This window comes from Enhygromyxa salina, assembly GCF_000737335.2.
Lineage (GTDB): Bacteria > Myxococcota_A > Polyangia > Nannocystales > Nannocystaceae > Plesiocystis > Plesiocystis salina_C.
The window spans coordinates 1-17,411 of the sequence record NZ_JMCC02000033.1 but is presented as its reverse complement, the minus strand read 5'-3'; the positions used below and the strand labels follow the sequence as shown (position 1 = coordinate 17,411).

At 68.0% G+C, this 17,411-nt stretch carries 15 protein-coding genes and 1 pseudogene; 10 read left to right on the top strand and 6 right to left on the bottom strand.

Features of this window, described 5'->3' with window-relative positions:
• Nucleotides 1–24: 24 nt before the first annotated feature.
• A complete protein-coding gene (locus tag DB30_RS14405; protein ID WP_052549129.1) occupies nucleotides 25–2,274 on the bottom strand; it encodes a serine/threonine-protein kinase in 2,250 nt (749 codons plus the stop codon).
• Nucleotides 2,275–2,561: 287 nt separating this feature from the next.
• Here DB30_RS14405 and DB30_RS14400 point away from each other — a divergent pair, with 287 nt between their 5' ends.
• From DB30_RS14400 to DB30_RS14385, 4 genes are all read left to right on the top strand, one after another.
• Nucleotides 2,562–3,911, top strand: a complete 1,350-nt coding sequence (locus tag DB30_RS14400) for a sensor histidine kinase (protein WP_052549126.1) — start codon at nucleotides 2,562–2,564, stop codon at nucleotides 3,909–3,911.
• A gap of 130 nt (nucleotides 3,912–4,041) precedes the next feature.
• Nucleotides 4,042–5,238, top strand: a complete 1,197-nt coding sequence (locus tag DB30_RS14395) for an ATP-binding protein (protein WP_052549124.1) — start codon at nucleotides 4,042–4,044, stop codon at nucleotides 5,236–5,238.
• Nucleotides 5,238–6,263, top strand: coding sequence for a ParA family protein (locus DB30_RS14390; RefSeq protein WP_052549121.1), 1,026 nt, complete (start codon nucleotides 5,238–5,240; stop codon nucleotides 6,261–6,263). Before DB30_RS14395 ends, DB30_RS14390 begins: the two co-directional genes overlap by 1 nt.
• A 106-nt stretch (nucleotides 6,264–6,369) precedes the next feature.
• The gene (locus DB30_RS14385; protein ID WP_052549117.1) at nucleotides 6,370–7,029 is read left to right on the top strand and encodes a response regulator transcription factor; all 660 of its coding nucleotides are present in this window, start codon (nucleotides 6,370–6,372) and stop codon (nucleotides 7,027–7,029) included.
• Between the two features lie 18 nt (nucleotides 7,030–7,047).
• Here the strand turns inward: DB30_RS14385 and DB30_RS14380 are convergent, their stop codons facing one another.
• Nucleotides 7,048–9,378: a hypothetical protein gene (locus DB30_RS14380; RefSeq protein ID WP_052549115.1), complete on the bottom strand. Its 2,331-nt coding sequence runs from the start codon at nucleotides 9,376–9,378 to the stop codon at nucleotides 7,048–7,050.
• 40 nt (nucleotides 9,379–9,418) lie between these two features.
• Entirely contained in the window at nucleotides 9,419–10,564 is a 1,146-nt protein-coding gene (locus tag DB30_RS14375) for a serine hydrolase domain-containing protein (protein ID WP_165703760.1), read from the bottom strand.
• A gap of 162 nt (nucleotides 10,565–10,726) precedes the next feature.
• Here DB30_RS14375 and pyrF point away from each other — a divergent pair, with 162 nt between their 5' ends.
• Genes pyrF through DB30_RS14360 form a run of 3 tightly spaced genes read left to right on the top strand, consistent with a single transcriptional unit; the run spans nucleotide 10,727 to nucleotide 13,042 of the window.
• Nucleotides 10,727–11,434, top strand: a complete 708-nt coding sequence (gene pyrF, locus DB30_RS14370; protein ID WP_052549109.1) for an orotidine-5'-phosphate decarboxylase — start codon at nucleotides 10,727–10,729, stop codon at nucleotides 11,432–11,434.
• Nucleotides 11,435–11,456: 22 nt separating this feature from the next.
• Nucleotides 11,457–11,999, top strand: coding sequence for a CopD family protein (locus DB30_RS14365; protein WP_052549104.1), 543 nt, complete (start codon nucleotides 11,457–11,459; stop codon nucleotides 11,997–11,999).
• Nucleotides 11,996–13,042 (top strand): GntG family PLP-dependent aldolase, encoded by a 1,047-nt coding sequence (locus DB30_RS14360; protein WP_052549103.1) that lies wholly within the window; start codon nucleotides 11,996–11,998, stop codon nucleotides 13,040–13,042. Before DB30_RS14365 ends, DB30_RS14360 begins: the two co-directional genes overlap by 4 nt.
• Here the strand turns inward: DB30_RS14360 and DB30_RS14355 are convergent.
• From DB30_RS14355 to DB30_RS14345, 3 genes are all read right to left on the bottom strand, one after another.
• Complete coding sequence (locus DB30_RS14355) at nucleotides 13,031–13,930, bottom strand: creatininase family protein (RefSeq protein WP_052549099.1); 900 nt, start codon at nucleotides 13,928–13,930, stop codon at nucleotides 13,031–13,033. The two genes, DB30_RS14360 and DB30_RS14355, sit on opposite strands and share 12 nt — an antisense overlap.
• Nucleotides 13,931–14,007: 77 nt before the next feature.
• A complete protein-coding gene (locus DB30_RS14350; protein WP_052549096.1) occupies nucleotides 14,008–14,976 on the bottom strand; it encodes a PDZ domain-containing protein in 969 nt (322 codons plus the stop codon).
• A gap of 177 nt (nucleotides 14,977–15,153) precedes the next feature.
• The gene (locus DB30_RS14345) at nucleotides 15,154–15,651 is read right to left on the bottom strand and encodes a hypothetical protein (protein ID WP_052549093.1); all 498 of its coding nucleotides are present in this window, start codon (nucleotides 15,649–15,651) and stop codon (nucleotides 15,154–15,156) included.
• A 289-nt stretch (nucleotides 15,652–15,940) separates the two neighbouring features.
• On the opposite strand from DB30_RS14345, the gene DB30_RS41425 reads away from it, so the two are divergent.
• The 3 genes and pseudogenes from DB30_RS41425 to DB30_RS41420 all read left to right on the top strand — a co-directional run.
• A complete protein-coding gene (locus tag DB30_RS41425) occupies nucleotides 15,941–16,672 on the top strand; it encodes a hypothetical protein (protein WP_052549091.1) in 732 nt (243 codons plus the stop codon).
• A gap of 50 nt (nucleotides 16,673–16,722) precedes the next feature.
• A complete protein-coding gene (locus DB30_RS14335) occupies nucleotides 16,723–16,983 on the top strand; it encodes a hypothetical protein (RefSeq protein ID WP_153258323.1) in 261 nt (86 codons plus the stop codon).
• Between the two features lie 30 nt (nucleotides 16,984–17,013).
• Nucleotides 17,014–17,411 (top strand): annotated as a pseudogene (locus DB30_RS41420) (hypothetical protein); the annotation flags it as partial.

Here is a 17,411-nt window from a genome sequence, read left to right as displayed (position 1 = left end):
CGTGGCGGTCTTACACGCTAGCCTCTAGCGCTTCTTTTTCTTCTTGCTGTTGTTCTTCGGCTTGCTCGACGTGTACTTGGCGGCCTCTTCGGGGTGCGCGGTGGCCATCAAGTCGCGGACGACGACGAGCCGGGCGTCGAGCTTGGCGCAGACGGCCGCGTCATCGACGTCCTCGCCCGCGACCGGCGGCTTGGCGCTGAAGACATGCTCGACGAAGTACACGTCCTTGGCCTCGATGATCGTGTCGAGCACCTTCGCAAACTCGGCGCAGGGCTTGGGCGCCTCCGGGGCTTGGTACAGATCCCGCGCCAGGTTGAGCTTCGAGTCGACCAGCTTGAGCGAGTCCATGTCGCTGCGCAGGACATCGAGCACGCGGTGGCGGTCCACCCAGCCCAGCATCTGGTTGGGATCTGCGACGTTGACCAGCTCGAGCAAAAATTTGTGTCCGGCCGGCCCAAGCTTTTGCAGCGCGAGGTTGATCGCCTGCTCTTGCAGCGTCTTGTTGCGCAGCAGCACGTAGAGCTCGCCGTAGAAGTCTGGGTTGTCGATCAGCGTGCGGTCCTGATCCAGCGCCTGGCTGTAGCGCTCGAGCGCGGTCACGCGGCTGCTCTTGGCCCGCTTGATCGCCAGCGCCCGACCTTCGCGCCACAGCAGCTGTGGATCGTTGGGGAACTTGTCGCGCGCCGGCCGGATCAGGTCCAAGGCCTGGTCTTCGTTCTTGCTGGTCAGGGCGACGTCGATCGCAACGAGGGTCTTCTCGTCGGCGCGCGGCTTGGCGGCCGGCGCCGTGTCGTCGTCACCGTCGTCGTCGTCGCCCGCGACCACGGCGTTGTCCTCGGGCGCGGCGGACTCGACCGCGTCGTCGTCCGTTCCGTCGTCATCGTCGCCGCCGCCGCCGCTGGGCCACAGCGAGATCAGCAGCAACACGCCCAAGATCCCGCCGCTCACGTACCACCACGTGCGGGGGATCGTGGCCATCCACGCGGCGATCGGGGACCGCTGCGACACCGTTGGGTGCGACTGCGTGAGCGCGTCGGCCAGCGACATGTGCGTGGTCCGGGGCGCGACCGGGGGCACGGTCGAGCTGTGGCTCAGGCCCGGGTTGGAGCCCAGCTCTGCGGCGAGCGGCCCGCTGATCTCTGACGGATCGTAGGGGATCGGCGTGTTGGGCCCCAAGCCAGAGCCAGAGCCAGAGCCAGAGCCAGAGCCAGAGTCGAAGCCCGAACCCAAGCCCGAACCCAGTCCAGAGCCGCTCGCGGCCGACATCGAGCCCGAGCCCGCGCGAAACGCTGGGTTGCTGACCAGCGCCTCGTGACCGGGTGGATAGATCTCGCGCGGATCGACCAAGCCCGTGTCGTGCGGGCTGGTCTTGATTGGGATGCCCGCGTCGCTCGACAGCCGGGCCTGCACGGCCTGCAGCGCCTTGCGAGCCGAGCGGGCGTCTGGGTAGCGCTCGTCGCGACCCTTGGCCATCATCATGCTGACGACGCGCTGCAGCGGTACGGGGATCGTGTCGGGCAGCGGCGGCGGATCCACGCTGACCTGCATGCGGATCAGCGAGACCGGGTCATCGTGCTCGAACGGCAGGGCCCCCGCCAGCATCTGGTAGAGCAGCACGCCGGCCGAGTAGATGTCCGTGCGCTTGTCGATCACCGAGCCGGTCGCCTGCTCGGGGCTCATGTAGTGCGGTGTGCCAAACACCAGGCCCATGCGGGTCAGCGGCTGCGCGGTGTCGTCGTCGTCCTCTTCGTCGATGATCTTGGCGATCCCGAAGTCGACGAGCTTGAGCACCTCCGCGTTGTCGTGGTCCTTGGTGACGAACACGTTCTCCGGCTTGAGATCCCGGTGGATCACGCCGTTGTTGTGAGCGTGTTCGAGCCCACGCAAGATCTGAATCTCGAGATCGATCGCCCGCAGCGGGTCGAGGGCCTGATCGAGCAGCTCGCCGAGCTCTTGGCCCGACAACAGCTGCATGACCATGTACTTCATCCCATCGGGGGTCGAGCCAAACTCGGTGACCGGGATGATGTTGGGGTGGTCGAGCCGGGCCGCGCTCTGGGCCTCGCGATCAAACCGCTTGGAGATGTCTTCGTTGGCGCTCAGTCGCGGGTGCAAGACCTTGACCGCCACGTCACGCTTGAGCAGCAAGTGTCGGGCCCGAAACACAGCCCCCATCCCACCGATGCCAAGCAGCTCGTCAATGCGATAGCGCTCGGCCAGCGTCGAACCGACGAGCTCGTCTAGCAGCTCGGCTTGGGTGGCAGGCTCGCTCACGGCCGCGAAAATACTATTGGACGGCCGACATTGCATGTCATGTGGCATGCAACCGCCGCGAACACCCCATCGCCCGGCGTGCGGCGGCCTCACCGTCCGCGGTCGCGACGGCGCGGAGCGGGTCGCGTGGCAGGAATGTCGGATCTCGCCGAGCGATATCGGAGGCCGTGCTTACCGCGATCTCCCCAGCCTCAGGGTGGCCCGGGAGGCGCCCGGCCGCGGGCGGGGGGCGCGTTGGGATCGGCGGGGAGTGATGGAGTTGGGCAGAACCTGGGTAGAGTGTCGGGGTGACGGACCGCGAGCAGCTCGCGCCCGAGGGTGGGCTCGAGGGTGTGGGCGTGAACTTGGAGCGCTACCTCGCGGCTCGGCTCGGGCCGCTCGCGTTCTTCTTGTTGGTCGTCGTCGCTATCTCGGCGCCGCTCGTGTACCTGGGCATGGGGGTCAAGACGATCCGCACCCGGGCGAGCTCGACGGCCAAGTTGGTCGCGGAGCTGATCCACGAGGAGGCCCAGCAGCGGCCCGTGCTGTGGCGCTACGACGCACCCAAGCTGCTGCGCCACGTCAGCTTGCAGACCCAGCACCAGAGCATCGTGCGGATCGATCTGACCGACGAGGACGGGCGGCTGATCGAGCTGGGCCAGGCGCCCCCCGGCAACGCCGACCGCCAGCTGCTCTGGTACTGGGAGCCGATCGAGCTCGAGCGCGAGGTTGGGCGAGTGTGGGTTGGCGTGACCTCGCGCGACGTCGAGCGCCAGGCCTCGCTGATCTTCCTGGGCTTCGCCGCGCTCGGGGCCCTGCTCGCGGGGGTCATGTACGCGCTGCCGCTCAAGGCGATCATCGAGGCCGAGCAGCGGATCGACGCGTCGCAGAGCGCGCTCGAGCACCTCAACACCAACCTCGAGGCCACGGTGGTCGTGCGCTCCTCGCAGCTGCAAGAGGCGCTCGAGGAGGTCCGCGACAAAGAGCAGCGCCTGCGTGACCTCTCGGGCCGCGCGGTCGCCATGCAGGAGGCCGAGCGGCGGTCTTTGTCGCGCGAGCTCCACGACTCGGCCGGGCAGGCGCTCACGGCGATCCGGATCAACCTGCAGCTGCTCGCCGAGATCGCCGGCAACCCCAGCGCCAAGACCATGGCGACCCGGACCATGGAGCTGGCCGACTCGACCCTCGAGGAGATCCGTCGCGTCGTCGATCGGCTCGCGCCCGCGGTGCTCGACGACCTTGGCCTGCAAGGGGCGGTCGAGCGGCACTGCGACGACTTCTCCGAGCGCACGGGCGTCGAGATCGACTACGCGTTCGCGGACCTCGACAAGCCTGGCGTCGACACCGGTGTCGAGACCGCGGCCTATCGGATCGTGCAAGAGAGCCTGACCAACGTCGCCCGCCACGCCAAGGCCGAGCGCGTGGAGATCCACCTGCGCCGGCTCGACGCGGGCTCGCTCCACGATCGGATCTCAATCGAGATCGTCGACGACGGCGAGGGCTTCGACGTCGAGCAGGTCCGCGCCAAGGGCCGGCGCGGGCTCGAGGGCATGCGCGAGCGCGTCGAGCTGCTGGGTGGAACGATCGAGATCAGCGCGACCCCAGGCGAGGGGGCATCGATCCGGGTCGAGCTGCCCGTCAAGCCCGACAGCGTTTGATCGGCCAAACGCAATGGCGACCCGTATCAGCCGGGACACCGAGCGCTTGGACCTCTCTGTGTACGCCGCATGCCGCGGGTGCACCCGTTGCGATCCTCCCATGCACACTTCTCGGGTATCCTGCCCAGCCATGCGCAGCGCAGAGGAGATCGTCCGGCTTGCCGCTGACCTCGAGAGCTTTGAGGTCGAGCGCAAAGCCTCGGTCAAGGCGGTCAAGAAGGAGATCGAAGAGGCGATCTGCGCCTACTCGAATGATCTCCCTGGCGCCGGCGGCGGCGTGATCCTGGTCGGGGTAACGGATCGGACCGGCAAACCCACCGGGCTCCCAATCACCGACGAGCTGCTGCTGTCACTCACCAACATCCGCAGCGACGGGAACATCCTCCCGTTTCCGCTCATGACCGTCTACAAGGCTGTCCTCGACGGCAAGGCCATCGCCGTGGTCGAGGTCGAGGCCTCGCCGAACCCGCCCGTCGAGCTACGCGGCCGGGTGTGTGTGCGTGTTGGTCCGCGAAAAGGAACGGCGACCCGCGACGAGGTTCGGATCTTGACAGAGCGGCGCCGGGGCTGGGACGGGCCTTTTGACCAACGCGCGATCCCCGGATCCACGCTTCGTGATCTCGACCTCGATCTGTTCCGGCAGGAGTACCTCCCCAGCGCGGTCGATCCCGAGGTCCTCAGCGAGAACGGCCGCTCGGTGCCCGAGCAGCTCGCGGCCCTCCACCTCGCGTCCCCCGACGGCGTCCCCAATGTCGCGGGAATGCTCGTGCTCGGCCATGAGCCCACGACCTTCGTTCCTGGGGCATATATCCAGTTCCTGAGGGTCGACGGCGCCGAACTCACCGACCCAATCATCGACCGCAAGGACGATACCTTGGTGGGTCCGCTCCCGGTCGTGCTTCGTCGAATCGATGAGATCACGAACGCGCACATCCGGGTGTCGACATCGCTCGCGGGCACCGTCGAGACTCGTCGCCCAGACTACCCGATCGCCGCAATGCAACAGCTCCTTCGCAACGCCGTGATGCATCGCAACTACGAGACCAGCAACGCCCCCGTGGTGTGGTACTGGTTCACCGATCGGATCGAGATTCACAACCCTGGTGGTTTGTTCGGGCGGGCGACCGAAGCGAGCTTCGGCAGCCCCGGGGGCAACGACTATCGCAACCCGACGATCGCTGCGGCGCTCCATCATCTGGGCTTCGTCCAGCGCTTCGGGATGGGGATCGCGTTAGCGCGAAAAGCCTGCCGGGACAACGACAATCCCGCGCCCGAGTTCATCTTTGGACCCTCGTCGTTCGGCGTCATCGTCAGGAGGCGAACCTGATGCGTGTCGCGTTTTTCAACAACAAGGGCGGCGTTGGAAAGACCACGCTCGTCTACCACATCGCGCACATGCTCGTGGATCACGGGCACAGGGTCCTGCTCCTCGATCTCGATCCCCAATCAAACCTCACCGCGATGTGTGTGGAAGAGGAGCGACTCGAGGAGCTCTGGCCCAGCGACGAGGAGCACAGTCAGACCATCCTCGGCTCCATTCGCCCCATCCTACGAGGCATCGGCGACATCACCACGCCGCACGTCGAGGAGCTTCGAGACGGGTTGGGGCTGGTGCCCGGAGATCTGGGGCTCTCAACCTTCGAAGACAAGCTCTCGGATGCTTGGCCGCGAGCGCTGGACCGAAGGGAAGACGCGTTCCGGGTGCTCACCGCCCCGCATCGGCTGGCCAGTCTCGCAGCCAGCTCGCAGTCCGCAGACATCACCCTGCTCGATGTCGGCCCAAGCCTGGGAGCGATCAACCGCGCCGCGCTGCTCGCCGCCGACTTCGTCGTCACTCCGCTCGCGCCAGATCTCTACTCCATGCAAGGCTTGCGTCATCTCGGCCCGACCCTCATCGACTGGCGAAAAGGCTGGTCTGACCGAGTTCAGCGGAACCCTGACTCCGAATTGGATCTCCCGGGCGGCCGAATGGAGCCGCTTGGCTACGTGGTCATGCAAGCGGGCATGCGATTGTCCCGACCCATTAAAGCGTACGAGCGCTGGGTCGAGCGGATGCCGAGGGAGTATCGGCGAGCGATGCTCCGCGAGGAACCCAGCGCTGGCGACGGGCACCCGCCCCATCTCACCACCGCCGGGGATCCGTTTTGCCTCGGCATCATGAGGCACTATCAGAGCCTCATGCCGCTAGCGCAGGATGCACGCAAGCCGATGTTCCACCTGCGACCGGCAGATGGAGCACTCGGCGCGCACATGGACGCCGTCCGGCGTTGTCGCGAAGATTTCGGTCTGCTCTCGCGGTCGATCCTCAGCCGCATCGAGCACACCAAGGCCAACGTCTCTGTGGAGGTCTGACGGACCACACACGCGGATCCGAACAGCCAGACGCAAAGCGGCTGCGGTCGCCGAAGTGCCAACGTCTCTGTGGGGGCCCGGAATATCCTGGTAGTGTGCCCGCACGATGCCGGACAAGACGATTCGCGTGCTACTGGCCGAGGACCACACGATCGTGCGCGAGGGCCTCAAGGCGCTGTTGACCGCGACCGAAGATCTCGAGGTGGTCGGTGAGGTCGCCGATGGCCGCGAGGCCGTCGACGCGGCGGCCCGGCTGCAGCCCAGCGTGGTGGTCATGGACCTCAACATGCCCAAGCTCAACGGCGTCGACGCGACCCGCGAGATCCGCGAGAAGCCCAACGCGCCCAAGGTCCTGATCTTGTCGATGTACGACGGCGAAGAGTACGTGCGCCCAGCGATCCGGGCCGGCGCGAGCGGCTATTTGCTCAAGGGCTCGGGGCTGTCGGATCTCGTCAAGGCGATCCGGGCCGTCGACGGCGGCGAGGCGTTCTTCTCGCCTGCGATCGCCATGATTTTGCTGCGCGACAGCCGTGGCGAGACCCCGGCCGAGACCAAGGATCCCGGCGACGGCCTGACCAAGCGCGAGCGCGAGGTCCTGACGCTGGTCGGCGAGGGCAAGTCGAGCCCCGAGATCGCCAAGCAGCTGCACCTGAGCGTCAAGACGATCGAGGGTCACCGCGGGCGGATCATGGCCAAGCTCGAGTGCCGCAACGTCGCGGGCCTGGTCCGCCAGGCGATCCGGCTTGGCCTCGTCACCGCCGAGTGAGCTGGCCGTTCTGGGCCGCTACTTCTTGGGCTTCGCGTTGGGCTTCGCGTCTGGCTTGGGCTTCGCGTCTGGGCCAGGGGTCATGGGGGCGCGCAGATCCAGATCCTGGATCATGTCTTCGAGCTCGATCTTCTTCTCGAGCCGCTTGCTCTCGAGCTCGACGATCTGCCGGCCGCGGGTGTCCGCTTCGGTCGAGAACTCCTCGAGTCGCTTGTTGAGCTTCTGGCGCAGCGACCCAGCGGCCGGATCCTTCTTGATGCTGTCGAGGTTGCGGCGGGTTTGATCCGCGCGCTGCTCGAGCTCGGCTTGCTGGCGGCGCAGGCCATCGACCTCGGTGTCGATCCGGCCGATGTCGCGGCGGATGTCGACGATCGGCTGCAGCTTCTTGCGCGCGGCGGCGTCGAGGTTGTCTGCGGCCAGGAATTTCTCGAGCAAGGCGAGCGCCTGCTGGTCCCAGATCGCAATGCTGATCTTCGAGGGCGTCTGCTCGACCACTTTGATCGTCGCGCTGCGTTGGTTGGCGGCAACGGTCAGGGGGATCAGCCACGCGCCCTCGAGGTCTTCGGTGCCCTCGGGTCGCTGAGCCAGCTCGTAGTTGGAGCCGGTCTGGGGCTGGCGGATCAACACCTTGAAGCCCTCGGGCTTGGCGGGCCCGCGCACGTCCCAGGTCGTGGTCGTCTGGTAGAAGCTCTCGACCTCGAGCACGCCGCGGACGATCCGGGTCACGGTCATCTCTTGCCCGCTGTACTGGGTCGACGAGGTCACCATCACGTCGGTCTCGACGGCGAAGGGGATCGTCACCGAGGTCCCGGCGCCCACGGCCTCCGACAGGCCCTCGCCGACGAAGCTGCCGCCTGAGTAGATCGAGATCGGCCCCGGCTCGAGCACGTACTGGGTCGAGTTGGTGAAGCGCACGACCCGGTAGGGGTTGGACTCGTAGCCATAGCCGGCGCCGCCGGGCTTGAACAAGAAGGTCTCTTCGGCCTTCACGGACTCGTTGATCAGCGCGACCATCGTCGAGGTCCCGTCGGGCACGGTGACCGGGTCGGACAGGTCGACGCGGGTGAGCCCAGAGATCCGCTGCGAGCGAGACGAGGCCAAGGTGCTGCGGCGCAGGGTGTCGACGTCGATGCCGGTCGCGTCGACGGGCGCGGCCTCGTTTTTCCAGCGCGTGCTGGTGGACGTGGAGCTGGGCTTGGCCTTGGGCGGCGAGGCTGTCCGGCCACTGCCGCCGCGGCGGCTCTTTTCTTCGCGCAGCTCGTCCTCGAGGGTGTCGTCCTCGTATTCGTAGTCGTAGGCGCCGCCCGACGCCACGTCGGAGGCGTAGGGCTCGGGCTCGGGCATCGGCTCATCGGGCGCATACATCTCTTCTTCGTCGCCCCAGCTGGTCTCGCCGAGCGCGACCGCGGCTCGCTTGTCGGCGGCGCTGGCGGTCATGTCGGTTCGGTAGACCTCGCGGGGGGTGTGCAGGTCATAGCGAAACGAGATCGGCGCCCCCGAGGTCAGGCTCAGGCCGATCTCTTCCCAGTCCTCGCCAGAGATGTTGTCGACGACCGCCCAACCTTGCAGCAGCGCCTGGCCCTTGCTGTCTTTGGGCAGCACCACGCGATAGGTCGGCTTCCACATCGGCGAGCCGACCACATAGCTGACGACCAGCCGGTGACTGCGGGCGTTGACCAGGCGGATCTCGATGTCGACCTGCTCGAACATGCCTTCGCCAGCCGAGGCGTCGAGGCTGCGATGCAGCTGCATGGCGAGATCGCCGTCGTGCAGCGTGATGCCCTTGACCTTCGACAGGCGCACGACCTCGAGCTGGCCGCGCGAGAGCAAGGTCAGCTTCCAGTCGCGGCTGTCGGCGCTCTGGCTTGGGCCACCGCCGCGCACCGGGTTGCTGAGCTCGGGGTCGGGCTCGTTGATGATCCGCTCGACCATCACGATCCGCCCGCGAATGTAGCGACCCGACGCGCGCGCCGTGATCTCCGTCCCGCGCAGCGAGTCGAGCACCGCCGGCAGCGAGCCGTTGCCCGGCGCCAGCGTCGACATCGCCACGCTCGCCCAGGTCTGCGGATCCAGGGGCATCGACACGCTCACGGCCTTGCCGTCCTCGTCGACGACCGTCAGGCTCTTGAGCAGATCATTGACCTGATCCTTTCGCACCCGCAGGCGCAGCAGATCACCGTCAACCTTGCCGCGGCGCTCGAAGTAGCCGACGCCGTTGCGGTACAGAACGACCGTGTCGAGCTCGAGCGCGTCACCGCTGACGCTTGGGAACGGGGTACGTCCTGCGCAGGCGCTCAGCGTTGGAAGGGTCAGCAGCGTACACAGGAGCAGCGGGCGGAGGGATCGCATCGCGCGCACGGTAGCGAGTCCGGCGGTCCCAGCCGAGTTTTTAGCGAAACAGCGTGCCCGCGAGGGTGTGGAACTCGCGACGCAGCTCGCGGATCCGCGTGTCTTCGCGGGTTGGGTGCACGCGGTTGCTCAACAGCACGTAGATGCTTCCCTCGCCCGGCGCGAGGGTGGGGCTGGGATCGATCCACACGCTGGTTCCCGTGTACCCGAGGTGCCCGACCGCGCGGGGTGAGAGCGCGGTCGCGGTCGAGCCGGCGCCGTCGGGGCTGGTGCCGTCGAAGCCGAGCCGGCGCGTCGAGCCTGGGACCGTCGAGGGCGTGGTGAAGGCGCTCCAGACCTGCGCGCTCGCGCTGGCGTCGAGCCCGGGGATCCTGTGCTCGAGCCACGCCCGCGCGACCGCGAGCACGCCCATGCCCGTGCCGAACAGACCCGCGTGCCCGGCCACCCCACCCATCACCAGGCCGTTGTCATCATGCACGAGGCCGCGCGCCACGGCTTGCCCGGCGGCAGCGCGGATCGGGTACCAGTGCTGGGCCGCGCCGTCGTGGAGCCGCGCGTCGTAGACCTCGGTCGCGGCGAGGTCGACCTGCGGCAGCGGCCGGGTGCTCCCAAACACGAGCGCGTCGCTGAGCCCGAGCGGCTTGGCGACTTGCTCGGCGAACAACTGATCCAGCCGCGCGCCGCCGAGCTGCTCGAGCCACGCGCCCAGCAACAAGAACCCGAGGTCCGTGTAGATCGCCCGCTCGCGCGGGGCGGCGGCGAGCGGCACGGCGCGCACCGCCGCCAGCAACGCCTCGCGCTGATCGATCCCCAGCGACCACGGCGCGTGAAAAAATTCTTGGTGGGCGACCAGCCCGCTCGCGTGCTCGAGCAGGTCTCGCAGCGTGGGCCGATACCCGCCGACGGCGAGCGCGCTCGGGAGCTGATCCTCGAGCCGCAGCTCCCCGCGCCCGATCCCCCGAGCAACCAGCGTCGTCGTGCACAGCACCTTGGTCAGCGAGGCGAGGTCGTAGATCGTCTCCAGGCTGACCGGCCGCGGCGCCACCGGCCCCAGCCGGGCGGTCACCCCGTGGGCGCCCGCGTAGCGCAGCGCTTGGTCACGCCAGACCAACGCCACGCAGCCAGGCGTGACGCCGTCCGCGACCGCGTCGCGCAACAGCTGGTCCACACGCTCGCGGCCGTCCACCCGGGCAGCTTGCCCGACCGGTGCCGGATTGACCAGGTTGTCAGCAGCTCGAGCGAGGGCTTCTCGCCCGCTTGCGGACAGCATTCGTGGACTGGGTCCCTGTGGGCAGCGAGCTGTCCGCTCAAGCTGACAACGGCCGCCCGATCTCATACGTTGCCCTCGATGTCCGCCGCTCGCTCGCGCCTGATCGTCGCCCTGGATGTACCAGATGGTGAGTCCGCCCTCGCCCTCGCCGGGCGCCTCGCCGGTCACGTCGGCATGCTGAAGATCGGCCTCGAGCTGTTCGTCGCCGAAGGTCCGGGGATCGTCCGCGAGCTGCGTCGGCGTCACCCCGAGCTCGACGTGTTCTTGGACCTCAAGCTGCACGACATCCCCAACACCATGGCCGGGGCGATCCGCAGCGCCAGCAGCCTCGGCGTCCGCTTCATCACGGTCCACGCCGGCTCGGGGATCGCCCACCTGCGCGCCTGCGTGGAGCAGGCCGGGGACAGCACGGGGATCCTCGCGGTCACCGTGCTGACCAGCCAAGACGAGCAGGCTTGCCGCGAGGCGGGCCATACCCGCGGTCCGGCGGAGCTCGTGAAGATCCGGGCGCAAGCGGCCGCGCAGGCCGGCTGCGCAGGCTTGGTGTGCAGCGGCCAAGAGCTCGAGTCGCTCGCGGACGTGGCCCCCGGGCTGTTCAGGGTCGTCCCGGGGATCCGCCCCGCTGGCGCCGACGTCGGCGATCAAAAGCGCGTCATGACCCCGGCCAACGCGATCGCGGCTGGGGCCACGCACCTGGTCGTGGGTCGGCCGATCCGCAGCGCCAGCGACCCGGCGGCGGCCGCCACCGGGATCGTCAACGAGATCGCGCTGGCGCTACCCAACTGACACCCTCTGCGGCCCGGCGCGAATGGACTACACGCTCTCCAAGGCCCTGCACATCGTCGGGTTCATCTCGTGGTTCGCGGGGCTGTTCTACATCGTGCGGCTGTTCGTCTACCACGCCGAAGCCACCGAGCGACCCGAGCACGAGCGCGAGATCTTGCTGCCGCAGCTCGAGCTCATGGCCCGACGTCTCTGGCAGATCATCACGGTCCCGGCGATGATCCTCACGATCGCAGCCGGTGTCTCGATGGTGGTTCAGCTGGCCCAGCTCGGCCCGCTGCCCGGCTGGCTGCACCTCAAGTTCGCGCTGCTCGCTGGGTTGATCGGGTACACGCTGTGGTGCGGCCAGATCCGCCGCAGTCAGGCCGCCAAGCGCTCGGGCTGGACCAGCAACCGGCTGCGCATGTTCAATGAGCTCGGGACCATGTTCATGGTCGCGATCGTGTTCCTCGCCGTGTTCCGGTCGGCGCTCAGCGTCGCGTGGGGCGTGGGCGGCCTGCTCATACTGGGTGTGTCCCTGATGCTCGGCGTTCGCTTGTACCGAAAGATCCGAGAGCGCAGCGCATGAGCCCCAAGCCGATCAACCTCCGCAGCGACACCCAGACCCTGCCCACGCCCGCGATGCTGCAGGCGATCGCCAGCGCCGAGCTCGGGGACGACACCTACGACGCGGATCCAACCGTCAAGCGGTTCGAGGCGATGGCCGCGGCCGCGATCGGCAAGCCCGCGGCGATGCTGGCGATCAGCGGTCACATGGCCAACCTGATCGCGTTGATCGTCCACGCCCCGGCCGGCAGCGAGGTCATCCTGGATGCCGACTCGCACATCTTTCACTACGAGGTCGGCTCGCTCGGCAGCGTCGCACACCTGATGCCGTGGCCGGTCACCAGCGAGGCCGGCATGCTCGACCCGCAGCGCGTGGCCGCGGCGATCCGCGAGCGCGACATCCACTACCCAACGCCGCGGCTGCTGTGCCTGGAGAACACCCACAACCGCAGCGGCGGCCGGGTGATCCCGCTTGGTCTCCACGACGAGCTGTGCGAGGTCGCCCACGCGCGCGGGCTCGCGGTTCACCTCGACGGCGCGCGGATCTTCAACGCCGCGATCGCGGCCGGCGTCAGCGTTCACGCCTACACCGCCAAGGTCGACTCGGTCATGTTCGCGCTGACCAAGGGCTTGAGCTGCCCGCTCGGCTCGGTGCTCGCGGGCGACGAGGCGTTCATCGCCGAGGCCCGCCACGTGCGGCGGCGGCTCGGCGGGGGCATGCGGCAGGCTGGGATCATCGCCGCCGCGGGGATCGTCGCGCTCGAGACCATGATCGAGCCGCTCGCCCACGACCACGCCCGCGCCCGCGCCCTGGCCGAAGGGCTCGCGCGGATCCCCGGCTTGCGCGTCGACATGGCCAGCGTGGAGACCAACATGGTCTACGTGAACCACACCGCGACGGGCCGCTCGACGGACCAGATCATCGAGCTGCTCGCCCGCCACAGCGTGATCGCCAGCAACCGCCCGCCGGATCACATTCGCTTGGTGACCAACCGCCACCACGACGACGCGACGATCACCGAAGCGATCACCCGCGTCCAAGCGGCGATCAACTCAATCGTGTAGCTCGAGCTGCCGCAGCGCCTCGATGTCGGCCAGCATCCCGGCGACGATCGCCTCGACCACGCGCTCACCTTTGGCCTGGGTCGCCAGCGTGGGGTCGCCCCAGATCCCCGTCTTCGAGTAGGTCCCCTCGCCGTCGGCGTCGCGGGTCAGCCAGCCCTTGTCCCCGCGCGGATGGTAGTCGGCGACCGCCTGGCTCATGTCGACCCGATCCGGGGCGATGTAGAGCAGCATCGAGGTCTCGATCTCGTCGGCGTGGGTGCCCCCGGGCTGCTCCGATAGCTCGCGCTCGACGGGCCCGGCGACCTTCAGCAGATCCGTGTAGCGCAGCACCACGCCGTCCTCGGCCAGCAGCTGCGCGGCCGCGGGCTCGAGCGCGCGATTGGTCGAGACCCCCGTGTTGATCACATAGAAGCGCCGCGGCCCATGCCGGGCGACCGAGCGCACAATGTCGACGATCAGATCCCGCGCGGTCTCGAGCCGCAGCGTCGTCGATCCAGGGTACTCCGAGAACGCTGGATAATAGTGATAGCCGACCGTCGGCAGCATCACGACCTCAGCCTGGGCGAGCACGCGGTCCCGGAAGTAGGTGGCCAAGGTCAGGTCATTGTCGAGCCGCAGGTGCGGGCCGTGTTCCTTGGCCGCCGCGCCCAGCGGGATCACGACGATCGTGTCTGGCGTGAGCAGCTGCTCGGCCTCGAGCCAGGTCTTGTCACCCAGCACGATCCCCTGGGTTGGGATCCGGCTTGGCGCCGCCACGGGTTGCGGCGCAGCTGCGGGCGCGGTCGTTGGCGGTGGGTCTGACACGGGAACAGCCTGGCCGGGCTCGCCGCGCTCACAGGCGAACAGCGCCAGCGTGCACACGAACCAGCTGGAGTAGCCAAATTTCATCACGGCCAGCAGCGAACAGATTGAAAACGGTGGCCCCCCGCCGAGGCGTGAGGACCACCCGCTCGCGCACCAGGCGGCTACAGGTTTTGGAGGGCGAACAGCACCGCGGCGTTGATCGTGTAGACCATGTCCACGGGGATCTTGCCTTCGGGATCGGGGGTGGTGCCAGCCGAGTGCCAGCGGATGATCCCGTGCTCGTCGAGCAAGAAGATGTTCGGCGCCTCGCCGATCGCCTCGTAGTACGTGAACGCGCCCTCGAGCCCAAGCACCCGCGTGGGGTTGTCCTCGGTCTTGTTGGGCATGCGGTACAGGGGCGGGGGCGGCAGCGGACCACCCTCGGTCGGGCCGACCTGGTTGTCGGTGAAGAACTTGCGCAGATCCGTGTCGTTCATCGGCGCGATCTCGCGTTGCTGCGGATGCGCGATCTGGGCGAACACGATCTCGACGCCCTTGTTCTTGAGGTCGGCCTGGGCCTTTTGCAGCACCTGCATCGACAGCGCGCCGTTTTGCCGATCCGACGACGCCGCCCAGTCGAAGAACACCATCAGGACCTTCTTGCCGTAGAGGTCGCGGCCGTTGACGAAGCCGCCGTCGGAGTTGACGAGCAGCAGCTGCGGCGAGGCGTGACCAAACAACCGGCGTCGCGCCCAGTCTGGCGCTTTGTTGAGCTCCTCTGCGCCAACCGTCCAAAACGGCGGCGCGTCCTTGACCGGCGCCATCGAGTTGTTGGGGTTCGCGGTGATCTCGATCTCTTTGAGCTCGTTGTCCGCGCTCTTGTCGAAGAACTTGACCTTGTGCGGCTGACCGTCGGTGAGGTTCTTGGCCAACATCTCATCGGCGGACTTGACCGGGGTGCCGTCGATCTCTTGGATCAGGTCGCCGCGGTTGAGCGCGTCGCAGCCGTCGCAGTCCTGCGGCTGAACGTAGGTGATGTACAGACCACCCGGCTTGAGCTCCTTGGACGAGACCTTGAACTCGTCGTCGCACGCGGTGGACAGCAACAGGGGTAGGGACAACAGCGCGGCCGTGGCGAGTTTCTTCAGCATGGGGCTCCTCGGTGGCTCGCGGCGTGGGTACCAACGCTGGCGAGCACGATTGGCGCGGAATGTAGGACGCGCCAGCGCGCCGCGTCAACGGCGAGGGCTCACCGCGATTTCACGCAAGGTTCGCGCGGGCCCACGCCGTCCATACGTGTGCTGGCTCATGGCCACGATCTGGGTCGTCTACAGCTGCTCGAGCGCCGGCAGGAACAGCGCGTCGGCGAGCTCCGTGCAACTTGCGTAGGTCTGCACAATCTGCCGCGCTTCCTTGGTGTCGGGCGCGACCGCGCCGAGCTGCTCATCGAGGCTGCGCACGCACGAGCAGAACGACAAGGACTGCTTGAACACCGCGTCATCGCTGCAGGTTTCGACCATCTGCACGAGGCTCCAGTGCATGAATGGCAGCCGGCAATCGAGCGAGGGGTACTCCACGGCCAACACGCACTCGCACAGCGACTCGTCGCGCGCGAGGTCCATGTTCGCGCAGACACCCTGCATGTACGCGTCTTCTTGCCGCAAGCGCGCGTCATACTCGACCGCGTTGCCGAGGATCAGCCCCGGGAGCCAGCTGCTGGCGAACCACCAGAACACCAAACCAACTGGCACGGCGATCGCTGCCCCGATCAGGAATCCCCGGACCCGCGAAGGCCGGGGATCATCGATGTCGGCGAGCATCGGCATCTGGGCAGTCTACGATCATGGCTTGGGCTGTCGAATTTCTACAGGTCCCGGGTCTTGCCCGGCGGCCAAACGCCGCCGGCCCTGGATGGCGCGGAGCGCTTTTCATCACATTCGTGGCTCGACGGCGCGTGAGCGGCCAGGCACCCGCCGGCAGTTTCGCCGGCACGGCGTGTTGAGAATGCCCGTAAGACGGTGCGTAAGCTCGACCCCCTCCAGGGGTTGTGTACGCGGCGCCAGCCGTACCATACTCACCCGGCACGCGTCGGCTATTGCCTGCGACTCGAACGCCATGAACGCTACCAAGCTCGGCCTCCGCATCACCTCTTCCGTGCTCGCCACCGCGTTGACCCTCGCGCCGGTCCGAGGTGCAGTCGCTGCACCAGCCGCCGCGCCCGCTCCAGCGCCTCTGGATCCGCAGCCGGTCGACGAAGTGGACGAGGGCGAGGATCCCGAGGGCGAGGACCCCGAGGGCGAGGGTGTCGATCCCGAAGCGGTCACCGAAGGCGAGGAGGGCGAGGAGCCCGTGGCCGAGGAGCCCGTGGAGCCCGAAGAGCCCGAGGTCGAAGAGCCCGAGCCCGAAGAGCCCGAGCCCGAGCCCGAGCCCGAGGAGGAGGAAGCCGAGCCCGAGGAGGAGGAAGCCGAGCTCCCGATCGTTCCCGAAGGCCCACTCCGCCCTGCAGAGCCAACCTGGGGACCCAAGGACCAGTTCCCGATGAACGGCAAGGGCATGCTGATCACGGGTGGCGTCGTCACCGGCCTCGGCGCTGGGTTCATCGTCACGTCAATCTTGATCACCGGCTGCGACTACGAGTCAGCGTTGAGCTGCAAGCTCGCCCCTCAGCGAGACTTCTTGGTCCCGCTCGCGGTCGCCTCCACGGGCCTTGGCCTGCTGCTGCTCGGCGTCGGCGTTGGCAACCGCATCAAGTACAAGCGCTGGGAGCGATGGGCCCCCGAGACCGCGGTCGTGCCCACGATGGTCCCCGGCGGTGGCGGCGGCGTGGCCATGGTCGGCCGGTTCTGAGCGCAGCTCCGCTCCAAACAAAAAGACAGCCGGTGTTGCCGGCTGTCTTTTTGATTTGGAGCGCTCAGCGGGAACGCGATGACCGCGACGGGCTCGATGACCGCGACGGGCTCGATGACCGCGACGGGCTCGATGACCGCGACGGGCTCGACGAACGCGACGGGCTCGACGAACGCGACGGGCTCGACGAACGCGACGGGCTCGACGAACGCGACGGGGAGTACGACGGCGAGGGGCTCGACGAGCGCGACGGGCTCGACGAGGACGGCCGCGGGTTGTTGTTGTTCGCCGGTGGTGAGTACGTGCGGTAGGTCGGCGACGAGCTCGAGCTTGGGCGAGGGTTGGGATTGGTCCCCACGCTGCGTGAGACCGCCCGCGACGGTGCCGGGGCCCGGCGAGCCGTTGGCGGGGAGTACGTCGCCCGCGTGGCATTTGGCGAGCTCGAGTGGACCTGCACCTGCGGCACGCGTGCACGCGTTGGGCGGGCGCTTGGCGTGGTCGCCGACGCAACGGGCGCACGCGGCGGCCTGCTTGGCTCGATCCGGCGCGCGTCGATCGGCGCCCGGCCGGGGTTGGGATTCGCTGAGGGAACGGGGCGCGCACGCGGCGGTGTGACGTCGGTCCGGCCCGCCGCGACCGGCGTGGGAACGGGGCGCGCCCGCGTGGGCGCTGGCGCGGCCACGTCGATCGGGCCACGACAGTCCGACAGATCCACGCCGTCGAGCACCCGCAGGTTCGA

Bases quoted from the DNA above. Each gene is read 5' to 3' on its own strand.
- DB30_RS14350 (WP_052549096.1), bottom strand. From the start codon at position 14,976: ATGCTGAAGAAACTCGCCACGGCCGCGCTGTTGTCCCTACCCCTGTTG.
- DB30_RS14385 (WP_052549117.1), top strand. From the start codon at position 6,370: ATGCCGGACAAGACGATTCGCGTGCTACTGGCCGAGGACCACACGATC.
- DB30_RS14355 (WP_052549099.1), bottom strand. From the start codon at position 13,930: ATGAAATTTGGCTACTCCAGCTGGTTCGTGTGCACGCTGGCGCTGTTC.
- DB30_RS14380 (WP_052549115.1), bottom strand. From the start codon at position 9,378: ATGCGATCCCTCCGCCCGCTGCTCCTGTGTACGCTGCTGACCCTTCCA.
- DB30_RS14395 (WP_052549124.1), top strand. From the start codon at position 4,042: ATGCGCAGCGCAGAGGAGATCGTCCGGCTTGCCGCTGACCTCGAGAGC.
- DB30_RS14360 (WP_052549103.1), top strand. From the start codon at position 11,996: ATGAGCCCCAAGCCGATCAACCTCCGCAGCGACACCCAGACCCTGCCC.
- pyrF (WP_052549109.1), top strand. From the start codon at position 10,727: ATGTCCGCCGCTCGCTCGCGCCTGATCGTCGCCCTGGATGTACCAGAT.
- DB30_RS14390 (WP_052549121.1), top strand. From the start codon at position 5,238: ATGCGTGTCGCGTTTTTCAACAACAAGGGCGGCGTTGGAAAGACCACG.
- DB30_RS41425 (WP_052549091.1), top strand. From the start codon at position 15,941: ATGAACGCTACCAAGCTCGGCCTCCGCATCACCTCTTCCGTGCTCGCC.
- DB30_RS14365 (WP_052549104.1), top strand. From the start codon at position 11,457: ATGGACTACACGCTCTCCAAGGCCCTGCACATCGTCGGGTTCATCTCG.
- DB30_RS14345 (WP_052549093.1), bottom strand. From the start codon at position 15,651: ATGCCGATGCTCGCCGACATCGATGATCCCCGGCCTTCGCGGGTCCGG.